The sequence below is a fragment of the Pseudonocardia sp. NPDC049154 genome, from assembly GCF_040648315.1.
Lineage (GTDB): Bacteria > Actinomycetota > Actinomycetes > Mycobacteriales > Pseudonocardiaceae > Pseudonocardia.
In genome coordinates this window covers 11396-32349 of record NZ_JBEZDN010000014.1, presented here as the reverse complement: position 1 = coordinate 32349, position 20954 = coordinate 11396, and the positions used below count along the sequence as shown (strand labels likewise).

Sequence of the window (20954 nt, the reverse complement as noted above, 5' to 3'; positions counted from 1 at the left end):
TCTCCTCACCCGGCCAGGTGGAAGGTGTTGAAGTTGGCGTACAGCGCCATCGCGACAAGGAGATTGACGATCATGACACCGGACAGGGACGAGCGCACCGACCGCCCCACGGCCTCCCCCACACCCGCCGGGCCGCCGTTGGCGGTGTAGCCGTAGTAGGTGTGGATCGACATCACCACGATCACCATCGCCACGACCTGGATGTACGCGAAGAGGATGTCGAGCGGGCTCAGGTAGAGGAAGAAGTAGTGGCTGAAGTTGCCCGCGCCCGTGTCGTAGAAGAAGACCAGGATCAGGTAGTCCGCCAGGAAGCCCGCGAGCGAGCCGAAGACGTAGAGCGGCGTGATGACGATCAGCCCGGCCAGCACGCGGGTGGTGACCAGGTACCGCATCGAGGGCACCGACATGACCTCGAGCGCGTCGATCTCCTCCGAGATCCGCATCGAGCCGATCTGCGAGGTCGTCGCCGCGCCGATCGTCACCGCGAGGGCGACGCCAGCCAGCAGGGGCGTGGACAGTCGCGCCGTGAAGTACGCCGCCAGCAGCGGCGACAGCGAGCCGACACCGATGTTGGACGACGACTCGAAGCCCTGCGCTGCGGCGACGGCGCCCGCGAAGAAGGTGATCGAGCCGACGATGACCGCCGACCCGCCGACCAGGGCGAGCGCGCCCGCCCCCATCCCCATCTCCGCGATGAGGCGCAGCAGCTCCTTCTTGTACCGCCGCAGCGTGGCGGGGACCGAGCCGACGACCTTCCCGTAGAACAGACCCTGCTCACCGAGGGTGTCCAGGACACGCAACGGGCTGCTCGCGACACGCCTCACCGTCACGCCCGCGTTCCGCATTGCCATTCCGTCTCCTACAGGACTGCGAACTGAACGATGGTGATGGTCAGGCTCACCGGGACCAGCACGGTGATCGTGATGACCACCGCCTGGTTGACGGCGTCGCCGACACCCTTGGACCCGCCGGAGACCGTGAGCCCCCGGTAGCACGCGATCAGCGCGGCGATGATCCCGAAGACCAGCGCCTTGATCATGCTGAAAAGCAGTTCGGCCGGCCCGGTGAACAGCGGGACGCTGTCGACGTAGGCGCCCGGGGTCGCCCCCTGCAGGTACACGCTGAAGAAGTAGCCGCCGATCAGCCCGCCGGCCCCGATGATGAAGTTCAGGACCTGCGCCACCACGACCATCGCCAGCATCCGGGGCACGACGAGCCGCTGGATGGGGTCGATGCCCAGGACCATCATCGCGTCGATCTCCTCGCGGATGGTCCGGGCGCCGAGGTCGGCGCAGATCGCGGTGCCACCGGCGCCCGCCACCACGACGACCGTGACGAACGGCCCGATCTGCTGGATGGACGCGATGCCGGCGATGCCGCCCGAGAGGTCGAGGGCTCCGAGGTCCTTCAGCAGCAGGTTGACCTCGAAGATCACGAGCAACGTGAAGCCGAGCATGACCAGCAGCGTCGGCACGATCGAGACGCGGATGATGAACCACATCTGGAGGATCGCCTCGCGCCACTGGAAGGGGCGCCGGAACATCGCCTGGAAGGTGTCCAGGGACATCGCGATCAAGCCGCCGAGCGGCTTCAGCGGTCTCGCGAGCGCCGAGGTCGGTCCCGTCGCCATCGTCGACACACTCTCCTGTCCTGCGGCCTCCGGTGGCCCGCGCTACGTCTTTAACGAGGGTTCGAAGAGCAAGTGACGGACAGAGTGTCCGAAAGTTCAGCGCCGCTCTCGGATCACTCTTTCGGTGGGTGCCACCGGCGGCGACGTCGGCCTGTTCCTGACAGGCGTCACGTCCGGGGGGTTCGCGCGTTGAATCAGTTGAATTCAAGAGTCGAATGTCGAACGAGAGGGGCCTCGGTGCCCGGTCCGGTGGCGAAACCCCTGGCGGAGCGACGCGCCCTCATGGCGGCGCGCCTGGCCCCCGCAGTCCTCGACCTGCTCGGGTCGGGTCTTCGCTACCGAGACCTGAGCGTCGAGCAGATCGCCAATGCCGCGGGCATGGCGCGCTCGACGTTCTACGCCCATTTCGACGACAAGAGCCATCTGCTGGCACTGCTTGCCCGCGACGTCGTCGACGAGGTCGTGGCCGCCGGGACCGACTGGACCGATCTACGCGGAGACGCCACTGAGGCAGACATGCGAGCCGCCTTCGCCGCGATCCTGGACACCTACCGACGGCACCGTGTGATGATGGAAGCGCTCACCGAGGAGTCCTCCCACGACCGTCGGGTCCGCTCGGAGTTCGAGCGCATGTACACGCTAGCGCGACAGCTCATCGCCGAGCACGTGGCGGAGGGCCAGGTCCGGGGGACGGTCGACCCGTGGATAGACGCGGAACCGACCGTCGCCTGGCTGGTCGCCATGTTGGACCGTGGCCTCTACCTGCACGCCCGCCGCGGCGAGCTCACCGACGAGCGGTCCGTGTCGGCGCTCGCAGCCGTCGTCTGGCGCACGCTCTACGCCGGAGCGCCACGCCGGGCACCCGCCCGGAACTGATGAGGGCTCCCCGCCGGTGAGACGGGGAGCCCTCGGGTCAGCGGTCGATCAGGCGGTCACGTATTTCTTCTTCAGGTCGCCCTTGACCAGCTTCCCGGTCTCCGTCCGGGGGAGGTCGTCGACGAACTGGACGCTCCGTGGCGCCTTGAAGTGCGCAATCTTGGACTTCACGAAGGCGATGATCTCCTGTTCCAGCTCGGGCGAGGTCTCCACGCCGGGCCGCGGCTGTACGAAGGCCTTGACCGACTCCCCCATCTCGGGGTCCGGGACACCGATTACCCCGACGTCGAGGATCGCCGGGTGCAGCGCGAGCACGTTCTCGATCTCCTGCGGGTAGATGTTGACCCCGCCCGAGATGATCGTGAAGGACTTGCGGTCGGTCAGGAAGAGGAAGCCTTCCTCGTCGACGTAGCCGATGTCCCCCAACGTCGTCCAGTTCGCGTGCTCGGGATGCTGTGCCTCGCGGGTCTTCTCCGGGTCGTTGTGGTAGAGGAACGGCGTGGTCTCGCGCTCCACGAAGACAGTGCCGACCTCGCCGGTCGCTGCCTCCTTGCCCTCGTCGTCACAGATGTGAAGGGTCCCGACGACCGCGCGTCCGACCGAGCCCGGCTTGGACAGCCAGGTCCTGCTGTCGATCATGGTCATGCCGTTGCCCTCGGTCCCCGCGTAGTACTCGACCAGGATCGGCCCCCACCAGTCGATCATCGCCTGCTTCACGTCGACCGGGCACGGCGCCGCGGCGTGCACGGCGACCCGCAGCGACGCCACGTCATAGCCGGCACGGACGTTCTCGGGCAGCTGGAGCATCCGGACGAACATGGTGGGCACGAACTGCCCGTGGGTGATCCGCTGGTCCTGGATCACCTGCAACGCGGCCTCGGAGTCGTACTTGCGCAGCATGACCACGGTGCCGCCATGGGCCATCACCGCGCCGCTCCAGCGCAGGGGCGCCGCGTGGTAGAGCGGGGCCGGAGTGAGATAGCGGGTGTCCGGACCGATGCCGAAGGCCTGGCCGACGAGCCCGACCAGCGGATCGCCGATCTGGTCCACCTGCACCGGCGGAAGCGGCGGTCGCACGCCCTTGGGGCGACCGGTCGTGCCGGAGGAGTACAACATCGGCGCGCCCTGGGGCTGGTCGTCGAACGGCTCCGCCGAGGCCTGCGCCAACGCGTCCTCGTAGGACGCGTACCCCTCGACCGGACCCCCGAACGCCAGCTTGAGCCGCGCACCCACTCCCGCACGGTCGACCGCCGTGGCGAGTTCGGCCTTGGCCTGCGAGACGACCAGCGCCGCGGCACCCGAGTCGTTGGCGATGTAGGTGACCTCGTCAGGTGCCAGGTTGTGGTTCACGGCCGTGACGTAGAGCCCCGACCGCATTGCGGCCCAGTAGACCTCGAAGGCCCGCAGGTTGTTCTCGGTCAGCAGCGCCACGACGTCGCCGGGGCGCAGACCGGCGTCGTGGAAGACGTGCGCGAGGCGGACCGACCGGTCCTCGAGGTCACCGTAGGTGAGCTCCTCCCCCGTGTCCGCCAAGAGAGCGGCAACCTTCTCCGGGGTCTCGGCGGCGTACTTGCCTGGGTACATGGCTCGGCCTCCACGTCGGTGTGTTGCAGGTCCGGACCGTCGCGCCGGGCAACGGTATTTAATCTGTCTTAAGTTTAGAGGCACGCCGCCGTCGCGTACAAGGTCGGTACGGACCCGCGACGGCCCGTCGGTGACAGGCGGTCTGCCACTGATCACCCACGGCCACGGCATCGTTGACTCGCGGATAGAAAAATGTCAGCCTGACCGGCAGGTCCGAGGCCGACGCGGTCCCGGCCTTCCCCCTTCCACCGGTCACGACAGGGAGAACTCCATGCCCGGCTTCGCCAATGAGGACGAGCTGTTCAAGTACGTCGGAGGCATCTTCGAGAAGGGCTTCGCCGACCCCGAGCTGGGAGAGAAGATGGCGTCGACCGGGATGGTGTTCGAGACCCGATGCACCGAGCCGGACTCCTCCGTCGTCGTCGATCTGGCGAACCACAAGGTCTACAAGGGCGGTGAGGGCGGCCCGACCCCGGACGCCGCACTGATCATGTCGACCGAGACGGCCAACGCCTACTGGCAGGGCAAGGTGAATCTTCCGTTCGCCATGGCCCGCAACAAGATCAAGGTCGAGGGAAACGTGGCCAAGCTGCTCGCGCTCTCGCCGCTCGGCAAGAAGCTCTTCCCCGTCTACGTCGAGGCGCTCAAGGCGGACGGCCGGGAGGACCTGCTCGTCTGACGCGGACGAACGTGGACGACGGAGGGGGTGGCTACCGCGGTGGCCACCCCCTCTGCATGCGTCGACCGAAGCCTCAGAGTCGCTCGATGATGGTGACGTTGGCCTGCCCACCGCCCTCGCACATCGTCTGCAACCCGTAGCGACCGCCCGTCCGCTCGAGCTCGTGCAGCATGGTGGTCATCAGCCGGGCGCCCGTGGCTCCCAGCGGGTGGCCGAGCGCGATGGCGCCGCCGTTGGGATTCACCTTCGCCGGGTCGGCTCCGGTCTCCTTGATCCACGCCTGGACCACGGACGCGAAGGCCTCGTTGATCTCGACCGTGTCGATGTCTCCGATGGAGAGGCCCGTCTTCTTCAGGGCGTACTCCGTCGCCGGGATCGGCGCGGTGAGCATCCAGACCGGGTCCGCCCCGCGGACCGACACGTGGTGGATACGGGCCCGCGGGGTCAACCCATGGGTCTTCACCGCGTTGTCCGAGGCGATGAGCAGGGCGGCGGCCCCGTCGGAGATCTGGCTGGACACCCCGGCGGTGAGCCTGCCGCCCTCGCTCAGGGTCTTCAGGCCTGCCAGCTTCTCCAGTGAGGTGTCCCGCCGGGGCCCCTCGTCCACAGCCACGTCGCCGACCGGGACGATCTCCCGCTGGAAGCGACCCTCGTCGATCGCCCGCAGCGCCCTGTGATGGCTCTCCAGCGCGAAGACCTCCATGTCCTCCCGGGAGAGCTCCCACTTCTCGGCGATCATCTCCGCGCTGCGGAACTGGGTGATCTCCTGGGTCCCGTACCGCTGCACCCACCCCGGGCTCGAGGTCCACGGGTCGGTCGCGCCGTACGGCTCGCCCGCGGCGAACGAGCTCAGGATCGGGTACTGGCTCATATTCTGTACGCCACCGGCCACCACCAGGTCCTGAGTGCCGGACATGACGGCCTGGGCGGCGAAGGACACCGCCTGCTGGCTCGACCCGCACTGCCGATCCACCGTCGTACCCGGCACGGTGTCCGGCAGTCCCGCGACCAGCGCACAGGTCCGCGCGATGTCACCCGCCTGGGCACCGATGGCGTCCAGGCAGCCGTAGATGACGTCGTCGATCGCCGCCGGATCGATGCCCGTCCGGTCCACGAGGTGCCGGATCGGGTACGCGCCGAGATCAGCCGGGTGCACCCCGGACAGTCCGCCCTTGCGGCGCCCGACCGGCGCCCGGACGGCGTCGACGATGTAGGCCTCGCCCATGAGTTCCACTTCCTCGGTGTGTTCGGCGACCGCGGGTCAGCCCGCGGCCTTGGCGGCCGCGGCCGCGTTCCGCTTCTCGGCGAACGCCAGTGCGTCCGCCCAGCTTGTGCGTCGTCCGATCTGGACCCGGTACTTCATCACATCCGCCCGCCGGTCGAGGGTGAGCGCGCCGGTCAGCCGGTCCCCGGTGCGGTAGAGGGCGACGAACTTCTGCTCCTCCACCGAGCCCGACACCACCTTGACCTCGTCGGCGTCGGGCACCCCCACGAACTGGATCCGGCTCGAGTACCAGTCCGACCAGAAGTAGGGGACGGTCTCGTAGGGCTTCGCGGAGGCCGGGTCGATCGCGTTGTGCGCGGCGGCTGCCCCCTGCTCCGCGGCACTCGTCCAGTGCTCGATGCGCATGAGGCCACCGGTCGGGCCGTCGTCGAACAGGGGGTTGCGCCACCGGACCACGTCTCCGGCGGCGTAGACCCCGGGCAGCGAGGTGGCGAGGTACTCGTCCGCCACGACGCCGTTGTCCAGCTTCAGTCCCGAGCCCTCGAGCCACTCGGTCTCCGGGATCGCACCGATACCGACGACGACCAGGTCCGCGGGCAGCACCGTGCCGTCGGCCAGCCGCACCCCGGTGACCCGGTCGGTACCCTCCAGCCCGTCGACCCCGACGCCGCAGCGCAGGTCCGTGCCCTGGGCCGCGTGCAGGGCCGACAACGCGGTGCCCATCTCCTCGCCGATGGCCCGCACGAGGGGTGTCCCCTGAGCCTCGACGATCGTCGCGGGCAGACCGCGTTTGCGTGCGCCGGACGCCACCTCGGACCCGATGAAGCCGGCGCCGACCACGACCGTCCGGGCGCCTGCGTCGAGCGCCGCGCGGACAGCCACGGCGTCGTCCAGGGTGCGCAGCGCGTGCACCCCGCCGAGGCCCTCGGTGCCCGGCAGCATCCGGGCTCGGGCACCGGTCGCGATCACCAGCCGGTCGTAGCCGACGCGCCGGTCGCCGACGACCACCTCGCCGGCATCCGGGTCGACCCCCGACGCGGGCTCCCCCAGGACCAGCTCGATCCCGAGGTCCTCGCGGAGGTGGTCCACCTCGCGGAAGTGCACCGCGGGCACCTCCGCCTCGTCCAGGTACGCCTTGGACAGCGGCGGGCGGTCGTAGGGCAGGTGCTGCTCGGCACCCACGAGGGCGATCGGTCCGCGATGCCCTGCGTGCCGCGCGGCTTCGGCGGCCCTCAGACCTGCGAGGGAGGCCCCCACGATCACGAGACGAAGGTCCTGGGGCGGCGTCATCGGTGGCACCTTCCGTCGGGAACTTTTGAATTGAGAATAAACTTTGCCGGAGGGTGCGTCAACGCGGCGGCGCCGGACGGACGGGGCCGGCACCGCAACGCGGACTACTTGACGACGCAGCCGGCGTCGATCGGCAACGGCACCCCGGTCACGTAGCGCCCCTCGTCGGAGGCCAGGAACAGCAGCGCGTTGCTGACGTCGACCGGCTCCACCCACGGGATCGGCAGGGCGTTCATCGACTGCGACGCCGGCGCGAAGTCCTCGCGGGTCGGGTTCTCCAGGTCTGGCCGAAAGAGCTTCCACGACGCCTCGTTCATGATCATCGGCGTGTCGACCTGCGTCGGGTGCAGGCTGTTCACGCGGATGCGCTGGGGGCCGAGCTCGACGGCGAGGGTCTTCATGAGTCCGACGACACCGTGTTTGGCCGAGACGTAGTGCCCGATGTTCGGGTAGGCCTGCAGGCCGGCCGCCGAGCTCGTCAACACAATGGCGCCGCCGCGGCCGCCGACGAGGATGTGCGGCACCGAGACCTTCACGGTGTGCCACACGCCGGTCAGGTTGATGTCGATCATCTGCTGCCAGGTCTCGTCCGACATCTCATGCGTGAGCTGGGGCGTCCCCCCGATGCCGGCGTTCGCGGACACGATGTCGAGCCTGCCCAGCTCGGCCACGGCCGCGTCGACACCGGCGGTGAGGGCGTCGAGGTTCCGCACGTCGACGTCGAGCGCGATGATCCTGCGGTCGAGCTTCTCGACCTCGGCCACCGTCTCCGCCATCTCCTCGGCGGTACCCGTCCGGTACGGCATGTTCTCGATCTGCGTCGTGACATCGACCGCGATGATGTCGGCGCCCTCCTCCGCGAGGCGGACCGCATGACTGCGCCCCTGTCCGCGTGCCGCTCCCGTGATGAGCGCGACCTTGCTCGCCACCCGTCCTGCCATGCTCCGACGACCTCCACTCCCGACCGGCCACCTGCCGGTCCGCGCTCGACCGGCCGCACCCGCTGGACCCCGACGGATTCGGCCGCGGGCCACCTTCGCGGGCGCCGCACGGTCGGCCTCACGGCGATCCTATGCCGAATCGAACACCGATTAGAATGCCAGTCGCCCCGGAGGGCGATCGACGCCGTCGGCAGGGCGTGTTTTCATTCACATTCGAAATCAGCAGGACTGAAGGGCGGTACGGATGCCACTGGTGCCCGCGACCGACGCCGTCTACCTCTGGGCGGAGTCCGGCACGAGCCCGAGCCACGTCGTCGCCCTCCAGATCTTCCGGCCGGGAGCCGACGCATCCTCGATGCTGCTGGACGATCTCTATGCACGGATGACCGACCCGGCCGGACTCAAACCCTCGTTCCGCCGCAGGCCCTACCGGTCCCTGCGGACGGCCGGACAGTTCGCGTGGGCCGAGGACGAGGACGTCGACCTGACACTCCACATCCGCCGCGTCGGCCTCCCGCATCCCGGGCGGATCCGCGAGTTGCTCGAGTACGTCGCGTCCTTTCACGAGACGCCGCTACCCAGGGATCGTCCGCTGTGGGAGGCACGGCTGGTCGAGGGTCTGACGGACGGCCGGTTCGCGATCTGCACCAAGATGCACCATGCGCAGTTCGACGGGGTGAACATGGGCAGGCACCTGCTCGGCGGCCTGTCACCCGATCCGTCGGCACGTGGCGCCACCGCCCCATGGATCCGACCTCGCGACGCCCAGCCACCGAAGGCGCGCGCCCTCGGCCGGACCCTCGACGTCGCGGCCGTGGTCGGCGAAGTCGCCCGCTCACTGCCGGGCTTCCTGCGCGCGACAGCCGACGTGCTCTCGCCCCGGGGGGCGCCGCCTCCCTTCGCCGCGCCCGCGACCCGCTTCAACGGTCCGGTCTCGGCGGCGCGGCGGTTCGCGGGGGACGCCTGGCCGAAGCAGCGCCTGCGGGACGTCGCCGCCCGGGCGGGGACCACTACGAACGACGTCGCCATCGCCATGTGCGCCGGGGCCTTGCGGACCTACCTGGCCGAGTTGGGCGAACTGCCTGATCGACCCCTGGTCGCGATGGTTCCGGTGGCGTTCGACCCGTACGGGTCGGACGCACGTGACGGCAACGGCTGGGCCGCAGTCCTGTGCGACCTCGCCACCGACACCGACGACCCGCGCGAGCGGCTGAGCCGGGTCCACGCCTGCACCAGCCACAGCAAGCGGGTCATGTCCGGGCTCGACCAGGTGTCGGCCACCGCGGTGGGCGCCATCGCGATGGGCGGTGCGGTGCTGAACCTGCTGCCGGGTGTGCCGGAGCTGCCCCGCCCGCCGTTCAACATCATCATCTCGTCCGTCCCCGCGGTGTCCCGGCGGCTGTACCTGGACGGGTGCGAGCTCACGGACAACTACCCGGTCTCCGTTGTCGTCGACGGGCAGGCGCTCAACATCACGATGGTCTCCTACGTCGACGATCTCGCCTTCGGCATCAGCGGGTGCCGCCGATCGGTCCCACGCCTGCAGCGGCTGCTGGGCCACCTCGAGGACGCACTCGTCGAACTGGAGAAGGAGTTCACCGAGACCCGCTGACTTTCCTGTTCACTTTTTCTCATGCGCGTTCTATTTTCGCTGGGTCCCGTCTCAGCGGCGAGGGGAAGTGGCATGGGCGAGAGGTTCACCGGCAGGATCGCGCTGGTCAGCGGCGCAGGTGCGGGAATAGGCCGAGAGGTCGCCCTCGCGCTCGCCACGGAGGGTGCCCGAGTGGTGGCCGGCGATGTCAACCCGGCGGCGCTCGAGAAGCTGGCGGCAGAGGCGCCGATCGTCACCGTGGCCGGTGACTCCTCCGGCGAGGACACCGCGGACCGTATGGTGGCCGCCGCCCTCGACCTGGGCGGCCGTGTCGACCTGGTGGTGAACAACGCTGGCGTGCACCGCAGCGTGCCCCCTGAGTCCATGTCCCCCGCCGACTGGCGGCGGGTGATCGACATCAATCTGAACGGCTACTTCTACCTCGCTCGTGCGGCGGGTGAGGTGATGATCCGCCAGCGCTGGGGCGTCATCCTCAACATCGCCTCCACCGCGGGCGTCGCGGCCTCGCTGAACAGTGCCGCCTACGTGGCCTCCAAGCACGGCGTGGTCGGGCTGACCAAGGCACTTGCCGTGGACTGGGCGCGCTACGGGATCCGGGTGAACGCCCTCGGCCCCGGCCTGACGTCCACGGACATGGTCCGGGGGTTCGCCGAGTCGGCCCCGGACCTCTACGCCGTGCGCGAACGCCGGGTGCCCCTCGGCCGCGCGGCGGCGCCGAGCGAACAGGCCGCGACCGCCCTGTTCCTGCTGTCGGACGACTCCGCGTACACCACCGGACAGACGCTGGTCGTGGACGGCGGTGGCGCCGCGCTGTACTCCGGCTACGAGGCCCCCGCCCGGGAGCGGTGATGTCGACCGGGACCTCGTATGCCACTGCGGACCTCGACGAGGCCCGCGCCCACGTCAGCCGGACCTTCTCCGAGCACGACCTGCGCCTGGTCGGCGGCGGGCTCGACTTCCGGCTCGATCTCGTGCCGTCGGCGCGCCTGACGGTCGGCCGTATGACCTACGGCGCCGACGCCACCCTGGCCGGCCCCGCCATGCGGACCTGCTACCACGTCAACCTGGCAACCTCCGGGGAGTCCCGGGTCTCCCAGCACGGCCGACGGGAGACGACCGGGGTCGGCGAGGCGGGCGTCGCCTTCCTTCCGGACGGCCCGCTCGAGGTGCAGTGGAGCCCGGACGCCGTGCAGTACGCGCTCAAGTTCCCCAAGGAGTTGCTCGAGTCGCACGCCGCGAAGCTCGCGGGCACGCCCCAAGGGGAACCGATCCACTTCGACCTGACCTTCGACATCTCCTCCCCGGGCGGTCGGGCCCTCGTGGCCACCGCGGCCTTCCTGCACGCGGAGCTCTCCCGGCCCGGCGGCCTGGCCGACATGCCCCTCGCCTGCCATGAGCTCGAGGCGGCACTGATGACGCAGCTGCTGATGGTGGTGCCCAGCCAGTTCACGGGTCGGTTACGCCGCCCGGGCGGCTCGTCGCGGCACCGGCGCATCCGCGCGGCCGTCGCGTACCTCGACGAGCACCCGGAGCGCGAGACGAGCACCGCCGACCTCGCCGAGCTCGCGGGCATCGGCCCGCGCGCCCTGCAGGCCGGGTTCCGGGACCTCGTCGGTATGTCGCCCCGCGCGTACCTGCGGGCCGTCCGGCTCGACCGGGTCCACGAGGAGCTCGCGCGCGGCGGCCGACCGGTGACCGAGGTGGCCGCTTCCTGGGGCTTCTACCAGCCCGGACACTTCGCCCGGAAGTACCGGGAGCGGTTCGGGGAGCTCCCCTCGCGCACCGCTGGGCGCTGACCTTCGTTCCCGGCACGTCCCCCCGCGCTCACGCCATGGTGACGACGGTCTCAGTCCTCCTAGTTTGATCGCGGAGCCGGCGCGAGGCCTGCGTCGACGCACGAGGAGGATACCGATGTCCGATCGACCGACCACCACGACGAGCCCCCCGCTCGTGTTGGAACGCGCGGCGGTCGAGGGCAGCTGTCCGCGATGCGGGGTGACCGAGCTGCGCCGCTATCCCGTCCTCTCGGAGGGCGGCTGGTTCCAGGTGGTGAAGTGCCAGGCGTGCCTGTTCTCGGTGAGCCGGGAGCGCTGGAACCTGCTCGGCCCCATCCAGCTGCTGTCGGACACGGTCTGAGGAGGGCGAGATGATCGCAGTCGACGTGGGCGGCACGTTCACCGACGTGGTGAGCCTGCAGGACGGCGTGGTGCGGACGGCGAAGGTCTCGACGAACGTCGCCGACGTGCACGAGCCGGTGCTGGCCGGCGCCGCGGAACTCGGCGTGGCGGGCTCGTTGGTCTTCAACCACGCCAGCACCCACGGGCTCAACGCCGTGATCACCCGGCGGCTCCCCAAGATCGGCTTCCTCACGACGGAGGGGCACCGCGACATTCTGGACATGGGCCGGGTCTGGCGGCCCGCCCACGCCATCATGGATCCCCGGTGGCGTCGCAGCTTCGGCGACGCCGCCCGCCCACTGGTCCCCCGCTACCTGCGCCGCGGGATCCGGGAGCGGATCACCGCCGACGGCGGCGTGTTGTTCGAGCTCGACGAGGCCCAGGCGCGCTCCGAGCTGGAGGTGCTGCGCCGCTGCGGCGTCACCGGCGTCGCCGTCTGCCTGCTGAACGCCTACGTGAACCGCCGGCACGAGGAGCGGCTGCGCGAGCTGGTGCAGGAGGTGCTCGACGACGTGCCCTGTTCGATCTCCAGCGAGGTCTCGCCGCTGGCGAAGGAGTACGCCCGGGCGTCGACCACCGTCGTCGACACCTTCATGAAGATCATCTACTCGGACTACACGGGGCGCCTGCAGAAGGGTCTGGCCGATCTGGGCTTCACCGGCAGGCTCAACTTCGCCGACTGCGCCGCCACCCTGGTCCCGGCCGAACGGGCGATGGAGCAGCCGTTCCGGATCGTGTTCAGCGGCCCCGCCGCAGGCACCGTCGCGTGTGCCCACTTCGGCGCGATGATCGACGAGCCGAACCTGCTCTGTGCGGACGTCGGCGGCACCTCCTGCGACATCAGCGTCGTGACCGACGGTGCCCCCTTCGTGGAGACGACGTTCGAGCTCGAGCACGACCTCGTGGTGAACGCGCTGGCCAACGACATCTCCAGCATCGGCGCGGGCGGTGGCAGCATCGTCTCGATCGGCCCGTCGGGTGAGATCGAGGTCGGGCCGGCCAGTGCGGGGGCCGACCCGGGTCCGGCCTGCTACGGACGCGGCGGCAGCCAGCCGACCACGACGGACACCTGCCTGATGATCGGCATCATCGACCCGGAGTCGTTCGCCGGGGGCAAGGTCGCGCTCGACCTCGACGCCTCCCGTCGGGCGTTCGAGTCGCTCGACACCGACTTCGACCTCGGCCGTCGGGTTCGCTACGCCTACGAGATGGGTGTGAACAACATCGCCCAGGGCGTGCTCAACGTGGCGATCAAGAACGGGGTGGACCCCCGCGACTACACCCTCGTCGCCTACGGGGCCGCCGGGCCGATGCTCCTTCCTGCGGTGCTCGACACGGTGCAGTGCAAGCAGGTGCTGGTGCCGCCGCACCCCGGGCTGTTCTCGGCGCTGGGCCTGCTCTCCACCGACCAGGTCTTCACCGCGGACCGCAGCCTCTACACCGTGCTCGGACCGGACGCTGCGCCGGCGATCGACGAGATCTACCAGGCCCTCGAGACGCGGCTGTGGGAGCGGCTCGACCCCGGCGCCCAGGTGAGCCTCCACCGCAGCTTCGACGCCCGGCTCGTCGGACAGAGCTGGGAGACTCCGTTCGTCCCCGCTCCGGGGGGCACGATCGACGCCGACGCGATCGGCACCATGATCGGGGCGTTCCACGAGACCTACGAGACCCGCTCGGGCAACCGCTTCGACACGGTCCCGGTGGAGGGCGTGACGTTCCGGGTGCGCGCGGTCGTCGACACGCCGAAGGTCTCCTATCCCGAGCTACCCGAGCGTGCCGCCGGCTCACCGCTGATCCCGACCAAGGTGATCGCCCTCCGCCACCTCGGGGACGGCGCGGACCAGGAGGCGGCGGTCTACGACCGGGAGGCCCTGCGCGCGGGCGACGAGATCTCGGGGCCGGCGGTCGTCGTGGAGAGCCTGTCCACGACCCATGTCGTGGCGGGCCAGCGGATGACCGTCGGTCGCCACGGCGAGCTGCTGATCCGGAAGGGCTGAACGATGACCGAGCACATGCGGCTGCGCGACATGCCCGAGGATGCCTTCGCCGAGACCTACCACTGCGACCGCTTCACCGCGTCGGTGATCACCAACCGGCTCCGGCACGCCGTGGAACACATGTCCACCGGGTTCCTGCGCGAGGCGTTCTCCCCGATCATCCGGGACTGGTACGACTTCGCCTGCACGATCTCCGGGCCGCCGGAGCAGGACTACCCGATGTCGGTGGTCAGCAACAGCCTCGTCGTCTTCCTCGGCACGATGGCCGACGCCGTGCGCAACAGCGTCGAGGAGTACGGGCCGGAGAACCTGCGCCCCGGGGACGTGCTGATCTGCAACGACCCCTACCGGGCCGGCACCCACGTCAACGACGTCTGCTTCATCCACCCCGTATTCGTCGACGACCGCCTGGTGTCCTTCGTGAACCTGCGGGCCCACCAGCTCGACATCGGCGGCACCGTGCCCGGCGGCTTCTCCGGCACCAAGACCAACGTCTACGAGAACGGCCTCGTCATCCCCCCGGTCCTGCTCTACTCGGGGGGCAGGCCGGTCCGGTCGACCTTCAGCCTGATCTTCGACAACTCTCGGTTCGGGGGGCTGTTGCTGCCGGACTTCAAGAGCATCCACCAGCAGCTGCAGCTCGGCGCCCGGCTGGTGCGAGACAACATCGACCGCTACGGGCTCGATGCCTACCTCGGCACCCTGCACTACGCCTGCGACACCTCGGCCGAGCGGATGCAGGACGCGATCGCCCGGATCCCGGACGGCGACTACGAGGGCACGGGGCTCATCGACGCGGACGGGCTCGACGACTCCGTCGACTACTCCGTGCATGTCACCCTGCGCAAACGCGGCCAGGACATCGAGGCGGACCTGTCCGGCACCTCCGCGCAGGCCCGGACCTGCATCAACGCCGGGATGCTGGACTCGAAGACCGCCGTTGCCGTCGGCCTGACGATGCTTCTCGATCCGCACACCCCGTTCACCTCGGGCACGTGGCGGTCCATCGACCTCGTCGCCCCGCCCGGGTCGCTGCTGTCCTCGCTGCCCCCGAGCGGTGGCATCTTCCTGTTCTGGGAGAGCACCGGAGCACTGGTGTCGGCGATCTTCGACGCGCTCAACCCGGTGCTGGGCACGGACGCGGTCGCCGGTGACTACGGGTCCACCAACACCCACAACGCCAATGGTCTGCTCCCTGACGGCACCCCCTGGGCGAACATCGCCCAGTGCGGTGGCGAGCACGGGCCCTGGGGCGCGACGAAGGAAGGCGACGGCGACAGCTATACGGTGCTGTTCACCCTCAACAACCTCGACCCGCCCACCGAGGCCATCGAGCACGACGCTCCGGTCGTGGTGCTCCGCAAGGAGCACGCGATCGACACCGGAGGGCCGGGCACGCACCGCGGCGGCGCGGCGAATCTCAAGGACACCCTCTGGCTGACCGACGCCGAGCACTACAGCTCGCCCTTCCACACGAAGGTCCCCAGCGGCGTCGGGGCGGCGGGTGGCGCGGCCGGCCCGTGCGGCGGGGTGTGGATCTTCCCGCCGGACGGGCGGGACCCGCGCGAAACCGGCCGGCTGATCGGTGTCGACCCCGGTGCGTACGGGGGCAGCGAGCCCGTCGCCGGGGTGCTCGACCCCGCGACGAAGACCCTCGACCCGAGCGCGGGCCGCTACCACTACTTCGCCAGCCGACCGGTGTGGCAGACGAAGGCGGGTGCCGTGTTCCGGTACCTGACCAACGGAGGCGGAGGCTGGGGCGCACCGTTCCGGCGGGACCCGCAGGCCGTGCTCCGCGACGTGCGGGACGAGTACGTCAGTATCGCCGGCGCTGCCCGCGACTACGGCGTCGTGGTGGTCGGCGACCCGCACCACGACCCGGAGGGACTGACCGTCGACGGGGAGGCGACCGCCGCGCTGCGGGCGGGCTAGCGTCCGCACCATGCAGATCGGCCTCTCCACCGGTGACCTCGCCTCCGCCGCCCACGACGCGCGGGCGGCGGAGGCCGCCGGTTTCGACTACCTCGCCTGCGGCGAGCACCTCTTCTTCCACGGCCCCACGCCGAACGCGTTCATCCACCTCGCCGCCGCCGCAGGGGCCACCAGCCGGATCCGGCTGGTCAGCACGATCACCCTCCTACCGCTCTACCCGGCGACACTGGCGGCGAAGCTGGCCTCGGCGCTGGACGTCGCGTCCGGCGGCCGGTTCGAGCTCGGCGTCGGTGCAGGTGGCGAGTTCCCGCCCGAGTTCGAGGCTGCGGGTGTCGACCCGGCCGACCGCTTCCGTCGGCTGGACGAGGGCCTGCGTGTGCTGCGCTCCCTGTTCTCCGGCGGACCGACGACCGTCGAGGGGGAGTTCACGACCGTGCGCGGGCTCGCGCTCCAGCCAGGCCCCGTCCAGTCCGGCGGCCCGCCGATCTGGCTCGGGGGCCGCAAGGAGGGGGCGATGCGCCGCGCAGGCCGGTACGCGGACGTGTGGATGCCGTACATGGTGGATCCGGAGCGGCTGCACCAGACGCTGCAGCGGGTCCGCGAGATGGCGGCCGACCACGACCGGGCACCGTCGGAGGTCGCCGGCGCGGTGTTCCTGTGGACATGCGCGGACCCGGACGGCGCGACCGCGCGGGAACGCGGGATCGCGGCGGTGAGCCGGACGTACGCCCAGGACTTCACGCCGCTCGCCGACCGCTACCTCGCTCTCGGCACCCCCCGCGAGGTGGCGGATCGCTTGCGGGAGTTCGCCGCCGCCGGCGCCGAGCGCATCATCCTGTCGCCCGCCTGCGCCCCGGCCGAGCGCGAGCGGCTGCTGCGCGTGCTGGCCGAGGAGGTGCTGCACGCGGCACGGAGCCGTCCTTGATCGATTCTTGATCGACTTCCGGTACCAGGCGCGGCATCGCCGGGCCCGGTCTCAGCGGCGCAGGTACGGATGCGCCTGGCTCGCGGACCGGGAGGACTCCACCTGCCACGCGGTCGGGAAACGTGGCGCATGGGCACCGACGATCTCGCCGTCGTGGACCCGCGGCTGCGACTGGACGGGATCGACGGACTCCGCGACGCCGACGGGTCCGTGATGCCCACCCTGACTCCGGGCAACACACACCGCCGACGATCATGATCGCGCACCGGCGGCCGATACGATCCTGCACCGCGGGTGACCGCGACGGCGCTAGCGGGCGGCGCCCGCGGGTGAGCCGATCATCGTGGCCAGCCTGCCGAGGACGATCTCCTCCGCGTCGCGGACGATCCGGGAGATCAGCTCGCCGCAGGTCGGGACGTCGCGGATGACGCCCTGCACCATCCCGGCCCACCAGATGCCGGCGTCCAGGTCCCCAGTCTCATAGACCTGAGCCCCGCGCGCCCCCGCGACCAGGTGCCGGATGTCCGGGAACTGCGCCCCCGCCCGCAGCTTCTCGACGACCTCCCGGGAGACCGCATTGTCCGCGACCCGCGCGGTGTTGCGCAGCTCTCGGAAGATGAGCTGGGTGTCCCGCTCCCCCGCTGCGGCTATCCGCTCCTTGACGTTCGAGTGGATCTCCGACTCCACCGTGCACATGAACCGGGTGCCCATGTTGACCCCGTCCGCCCCGAGGGCGAGGGCCGCGGCCAGCCCCCGCCCGTCGGCGATCCCCCCGGAGGCGATGAACGGGATCTCCAGCACGTCCGCTGCCGCGGGCAGCAGCACCAGGCCGGGGATGTCGTCCTCGCCGGGATGGCCTGCGCACTCGAACCCGTCGACCGACAGCGCGTCCACCCCCAGGTCCTGGGCCTTGACCGCGTGCCGCACCGAGGTGCACTTGTGGATCACCTTGATGCCCACGGAGTGGAAGTGCTCCAGGTGCTCCACCGGGTTGGCCCCGGCGGTCTCGACGAACGGCACGCCCTCGTCGATGATCACCTGGCGATACTCCGCGTAGGGCGGCGGGTTGATCGTGGGGAGGATGGTGAGGTTGACCCCGAACCCCTTGTCCGTGAGCTCCCGGGTCCGCCGGATCTCGTCCCGCAGGTCCTCCGGGGTGGGTTGGGTGAGCGCGCTGAGGAAGCCGAGCCCGCCCGCCTCCGCGACCGCGGCGGTCAGCCGCGCGCGGCCGACCCACTGCATTCCACCCTGAACGACAGGGTGCTCGACGCCGAACAGTTTTGTGAACCGGGTATGCACCGGCTCTCCTCTCTCCGTCTCGATGGGCCGCCTCCCCGGGCTCACCTCGTGGCGGCGGTCTCCTCCACCGGTGCCCCCAGGTAGGCGGACACGACTTTGGGGTCCTGCCGCACGTCCGCGGGCAGCCCGTCGGCGATGACGGCCCCGAAGTCGAGCACGACCACCCGGTCACAGATCGACATCACGAACTCGACGTCGTGCTCGATGACCAGGATGCCGATCCCCCACTCGTCCGCCAGCCGACGGACCAGGCGGGCCAGCTCCAGCGACTCCGACTCCGACAGACCCGCCGCACACTCGTCGAGCAGCAGCACGCTCGGCGAGGTCGCGACGGCACGGGCAGCGCCGAGCAACCTGCGCTCACCGTAGGACAGGGCCTGGACGGTGCGGTCGAGGGACGGGCCGAGCCGGAACTCGTGCACCGCCGCCAGGGCCGCTCCACTCAGCGGCGGCGTCCGCGGGAACACCAGGTCCGCTACGTTGGCGAGGGCATCCCGCGGCTCGGACGCCGCCTGGAGGTTCTCCCGCACCGTCAGGTCCTCGAACAGCTCGAGGGACTGGAACGATCGGGTGAGGCCTCGCCGGGCGCGGCCCGTGGCCGACACCCCCGTCACCTCCTCCCCGTCGAGCACGATCCGGCCTGCGGCGGGCCGGGTGAAACCGCTGATGGCGTCGATCAGCGTGGTCTTGCCCGCGCCGTTCGGCCCGATCAGCCCGACGACCTGGCCGGGCTGGATGTCGAGGGAGACGTCGTCGCACGCGACCACCGCGCCGTAGCGGACCGTCAGGTGCTCCACCACGAGCGGCTTCGGGGCGACCCGCCCGACCTCGACACCCTCGATGCCATCGACCGGCTCGGCCGGCTGTGCCTCGGCGGCAGGTTCCGGCGCGGCCTCGGTGCTGCGGCGGCGGAGCCTGGACGCCAGCCAGCGCCCCTGCTCCAGCTGCGCCTTGACCAGCCCGTCCGGTTCCTGGAGCAGCAGCAGGATCAGGATGAGCCCGGAGAGCGCCTGCAGCCAGGACGAGACGCCCTCCCCGAACAGCTCGTCGACCAGCAGGGAGACGACCGAACCCGCCGCGAGCGTCGCACCCACCACCGGGCCGATCAGGAACCCGACGCCGCCGATGACGGCGAGCCCGAGGTAGGTGATGGACAGGTCGTTCGTCAGCTCGGTGAAGACGATCGTCGGTGAGCGGAACAGCAGCATGATCCCGCCGGCCGCGGCGATCGCCGACGCGAGCCCGAACGCGTAGAGCTTTGCCGAGGCGACGTTGATCCCCAGCGACGCCGCGGCGCGCTCGTTGGCGCGGACGGCCACCAGGCGCCTGCCCGCCCGGCCCCTCCGGAGGTTGGCGACCGCGAGGGCACAGACCGTGAAGACGAGGACAGTGACGATGGCGTAGCGCTCGGGAGTGGCGGTGGCGCCGATCTCCAGCCCGAAGAGGGTCGGTGCGCCGACCTCCGCACCGTAGACGCCACCGGTGTACTCGGTGTTGGCGAAGATCATCGCCTCGAGGGCGCCGCCCATCCCGAGGGTGACGATCGCGAGGTTGATGCCCCGGGTGCGGACCGCGGGCAGCGCGAGCACCTGCCCCAACAGCACGCTGCTGAGCACTCCGACAACCGCGGCGGGCACGAACGACCAGCCGAACGAGAGGATGAACCGGCTGGCGACCCACGCGCCGAACGCGGCGACGGCGAACTGGACCAGCGAAATCTGACCCGCGTAGCCGGTCACCACCACCACCGACAGCAGGATGACCGCGATGGCTGCGGTGGTCGTCACCGCGTCGGCCCAGTCGTAGTCCGCGACGAGCAGTAGCCCTACCACCACGACGGACGCGATCACGAGCGGGAGCACCCGCACCCGCCCGGTGCCCAGGGCGGGCTGGCGCTGCAGGAAGTGGTCCCGCATCGGCAGCCCGCGACCTCGGACCACGAGGAACACGACGATGACGACCAGCGGCACGGCCGACGCGAGCCCGAAGGCCCACGTGCCCCACTGCGGCGCGTAGAAGCCGAGCAGGGACTGCGCGACGCCGATCCCCAGCGCACCCGCGAAAGTGACCCAGAAGGAGGTGAAGCCGCCCATGAGCGCTGCGGATACGGTGACGACCAGCAGCGCCGTCATCGCGCCCACGGTGAGGCCTGTGATGGGGACGAGCAGGATCGCAGCTACCGCCGCGAGCACGGAACCGATCGCCCAGTTCACCGCCGCGACGAGGTCCGTCGACCACCCCAGGGAGGCCGCCACCCGGGCGTTCTCCGCGACCGCGGTCGTCGCCACCCCGAAGGTGGTGAACCGATAGACCAGCCACAGCACCACGGTCACCGCCAACCCGCCGACCAGCAGCAGCACCCGGTCCGCGGTAACGGCGATGCCGTCGGACAACGCCCAGACGTCCGTCGGCAGGATATTCTCCGGCCGCTGGACCGACCCGCCGTAGATCTTGGTTCCGAGACCCTGCAGCAGGATCAGCAGGCCGAGGGTGGCAACCACCCGTACGAGCGGCGAGGCCGTGGCAAGGCGGCGCACCACCAGCAGGTGGAACAGCACACCTAGCAGACCCGACGCGAGCAGGGCGCTGAGCAGTGCCGGGACCAACGGCAGCCCCAGCGTCTGCCGGAGCTCGAAGAATGCGAAGGCCCCGACGACCCCGATCCCGCCGTGAGCGAGGTTGAGCACCCCGGACCCTCGGTAGATCAACACCATCCCCTGGGCGGCGAAGGCGTAGAGCGCACCGCTGCCGAGCCCGAGCAGGACGAACTGGACGAACGTCTCCATG

Annotated in this window: 18 protein-coding genes; 10 read left to right on the top strand and 8 right to left on the bottom strand. The window is 70.3% G+C overall.

Going from position 1 to position 20954, the window contains the following annotated elements:
* Positions 1-5 precede the first annotated feature (5 nt).
* Positions 6-851: an ABC transporter permease gene (locus AB0B41_RS10455; protein ID WP_358201272.1), complete on the bottom strand. Its 846-nt coding sequence runs from the start codon at positions 849-851 to the stop codon at positions 6-8.
* 8 nt (positions 852-859) lie between these two features.
* Entirely contained in the window at positions 860-1630 is a 771-nt protein-coding gene (locus tag AB0B41_RS10450; protein WP_358201270.1) for an ABC transporter permease, read from the bottom strand.
* A gap of 249 nt (positions 1631-1879) precedes the next feature.
* On the opposite strand from AB0B41_RS10450, the gene AB0B41_RS10445 reads away from it, so the two are divergent.
* The gene (locus AB0B41_RS10445; RefSeq protein WP_358201268.1) at positions 1880-2506 is read left to right on the top strand and encodes a TetR/AcrR family transcriptional regulator; all 627 of its coding nucleotides are present in this window, start codon (positions 1880-1882) and stop codon (positions 2504-2506) included.
* A 48-nt stretch (positions 2507-2554) separates the two neighbouring features.
* Here the strand turns inward: AB0B41_RS10445 and AB0B41_RS10440 are convergent, their stop codons facing one another.
* The gene (locus tag AB0B41_RS10440; RefSeq protein ID WP_358201266.1) at positions 2555-4090 is read right to left on the bottom strand and encodes an acyl-CoA synthetase; all 1536 of its coding nucleotides are present in this window, start codon (positions 4088-4090) and stop codon (positions 2555-2557) included.
* A 271-nt stretch (positions 4091-4361) separates the two neighbouring features.
* Here AB0B41_RS10440 and AB0B41_RS10435 point away from each other — a divergent pair, with 271 nt between their 5' ends.
* Positions 4362-4769 carry an SCP2 sterol-binding domain-containing protein gene (locus tag AB0B41_RS10435; RefSeq protein WP_358201263.1) on the top strand — a complete coding sequence of 136 codons (408 nt, stop codon included), beginning with the start codon at positions 4362-4364 and terminating at the stop codon, positions 4767-4769.
* Positions 4770-4842: 73 nt separating this feature from the next.
* On the opposite strand, the gene AB0B41_RS10430 is transcribed toward AB0B41_RS10435, so the two are convergent.
* The 3 genes from AB0B41_RS10430 to AB0B41_RS10420 form a co-directional block, all read right to left on the bottom strand.
* Complete coding sequence (locus AB0B41_RS10430) at positions 4843-5994, bottom strand: acetyl-CoA C-acetyltransferase (RefSeq protein WP_358201260.1); 1152 nt, start codon at positions 5992-5994, stop codon at positions 4843-4845.
* Between the two features lie 36 nt (positions 5995-6030).
* Positions 6031-7284 carry an FAD-dependent oxidoreductase gene (locus AB0B41_RS10425; protein WP_358201258.1) on the bottom strand — a complete coding sequence of 418 codons (1254 nt, stop codon included), beginning with the start codon at positions 7282-7284 and terminating at the stop codon, positions 6031-6033.
* Positions 7285-7388: 104 nt separating this feature from the next.
* Positions 7389-8225, bottom strand: coding sequence for a mycofactocin-coupled SDR family oxidoreductase (locus AB0B41_RS10420; protein WP_358201255.1), 837 nt, complete (start codon positions 8223-8225; stop codon positions 7389-7391).
* 253 nt (positions 8226-8478) lie between these two features.
* Here AB0B41_RS10420 and AB0B41_RS10415 point away from each other — a divergent pair, with 253 nt between their 5' ends.
* From AB0B41_RS10415 to AB0B41_RS10380, 8 genes are all read left to right on the top strand, one after another.
* The gene (locus AB0B41_RS10415) at positions 8479-9837 is read left to right on the top strand and encodes a wax ester/triacylglycerol synthase family O-acyltransferase (protein WP_358201253.1); all 1359 of its coding nucleotides are present in this window, start codon (positions 8479-8481) and stop codon (positions 9835-9837) included.
* A gap of 72 nt (positions 9838-9909) precedes the next feature.
* Complete coding sequence (locus AB0B41_RS10410; protein ID WP_358201251.1) at positions 9910-10686, top strand: SDR family NAD(P)-dependent oxidoreductase; 777 nt, start codon at positions 9910-9912, stop codon at positions 10684-10686.
* Positions 10686-11633, top strand: a complete 948-nt coding sequence (locus AB0B41_RS10405; protein WP_358201249.1) for an AraC family transcriptional regulator — start codon at positions 10686-10688, stop codon at positions 11631-11633. The genes AB0B41_RS10410 and AB0B41_RS10405 overlap by 1 nt, the downstream gene beginning before the upstream one ends.
* A gap of 115 nt (positions 11634-11748) precedes the next feature.
* Positions 11749-11973, top strand: a complete 225-nt coding sequence (locus tag AB0B41_RS10400; RefSeq protein WP_358201247.1) for a hypothetical protein — start codon at positions 11749-11751, stop codon at positions 11971-11973.
* 10 nt (positions 11974-11983) lie between these two features.
* The gene (locus AB0B41_RS10395) at positions 11984-14011 is read left to right on the top strand and encodes a hydantoinase/oxoprolinase family protein (RefSeq protein WP_358201245.1); all 2028 of its coding nucleotides are present in this window, start codon (positions 11984-11986) and stop codon (positions 14009-14011) included.
* A gap of 3 nt (positions 14012-14014) precedes the next feature.
* Positions 14015-15943 (top strand): hydantoinase B/oxoprolinase family protein, encoded by a 1929-nt coding sequence (locus AB0B41_RS10390; RefSeq protein WP_358201243.1) that lies wholly within the window; start codon positions 14015-14017, stop codon positions 15941-15943.
* A gap of 10 nt (positions 15944-15953) precedes the next feature.
* Positions 15954-16868 (top strand): LLM class flavin-dependent oxidoreductase, encoded by a 915-nt coding sequence (locus AB0B41_RS10385; protein ID WP_358201241.1) that lies wholly within the window; start codon positions 15954-15956, stop codon positions 16866-16868.
* Between the two features lie 69 nt (positions 16869-16937).
* The gene (locus tag AB0B41_RS10380; protein WP_358201239.1) at positions 16938-17126 is read left to right on the top strand and encodes a GMC oxidoreductase; all 189 of its coding nucleotides are present in this window, start codon (positions 16938-16940) and stop codon (positions 17124-17126) included.
* A 51-nt stretch (positions 17127-17177) separates the two neighbouring features.
* On the opposite strand, the gene AB0B41_RS10375 is transcribed toward AB0B41_RS10380, so the two are convergent.
* Positions 17178-18167, bottom strand: a complete 990-nt coding sequence (locus AB0B41_RS10375; RefSeq protein WP_358201237.1) for a nitronate monooxygenase family protein — start codon at positions 18165-18167, stop codon at positions 17178-17180.
* Positions 18168-18208: 41 nt separating this feature from the next.
* Complete coding sequence (locus AB0B41_RS10370) at positions 18209-20953, bottom strand: branched-chain amino acid ABC transporter permease/ATP-binding protein (RefSeq protein WP_358201235.1); 2745 nt, start codon at positions 20951-20953, stop codon at positions 18209-18211.
* Position 20954 lies beyond the last annotated feature (1 nt).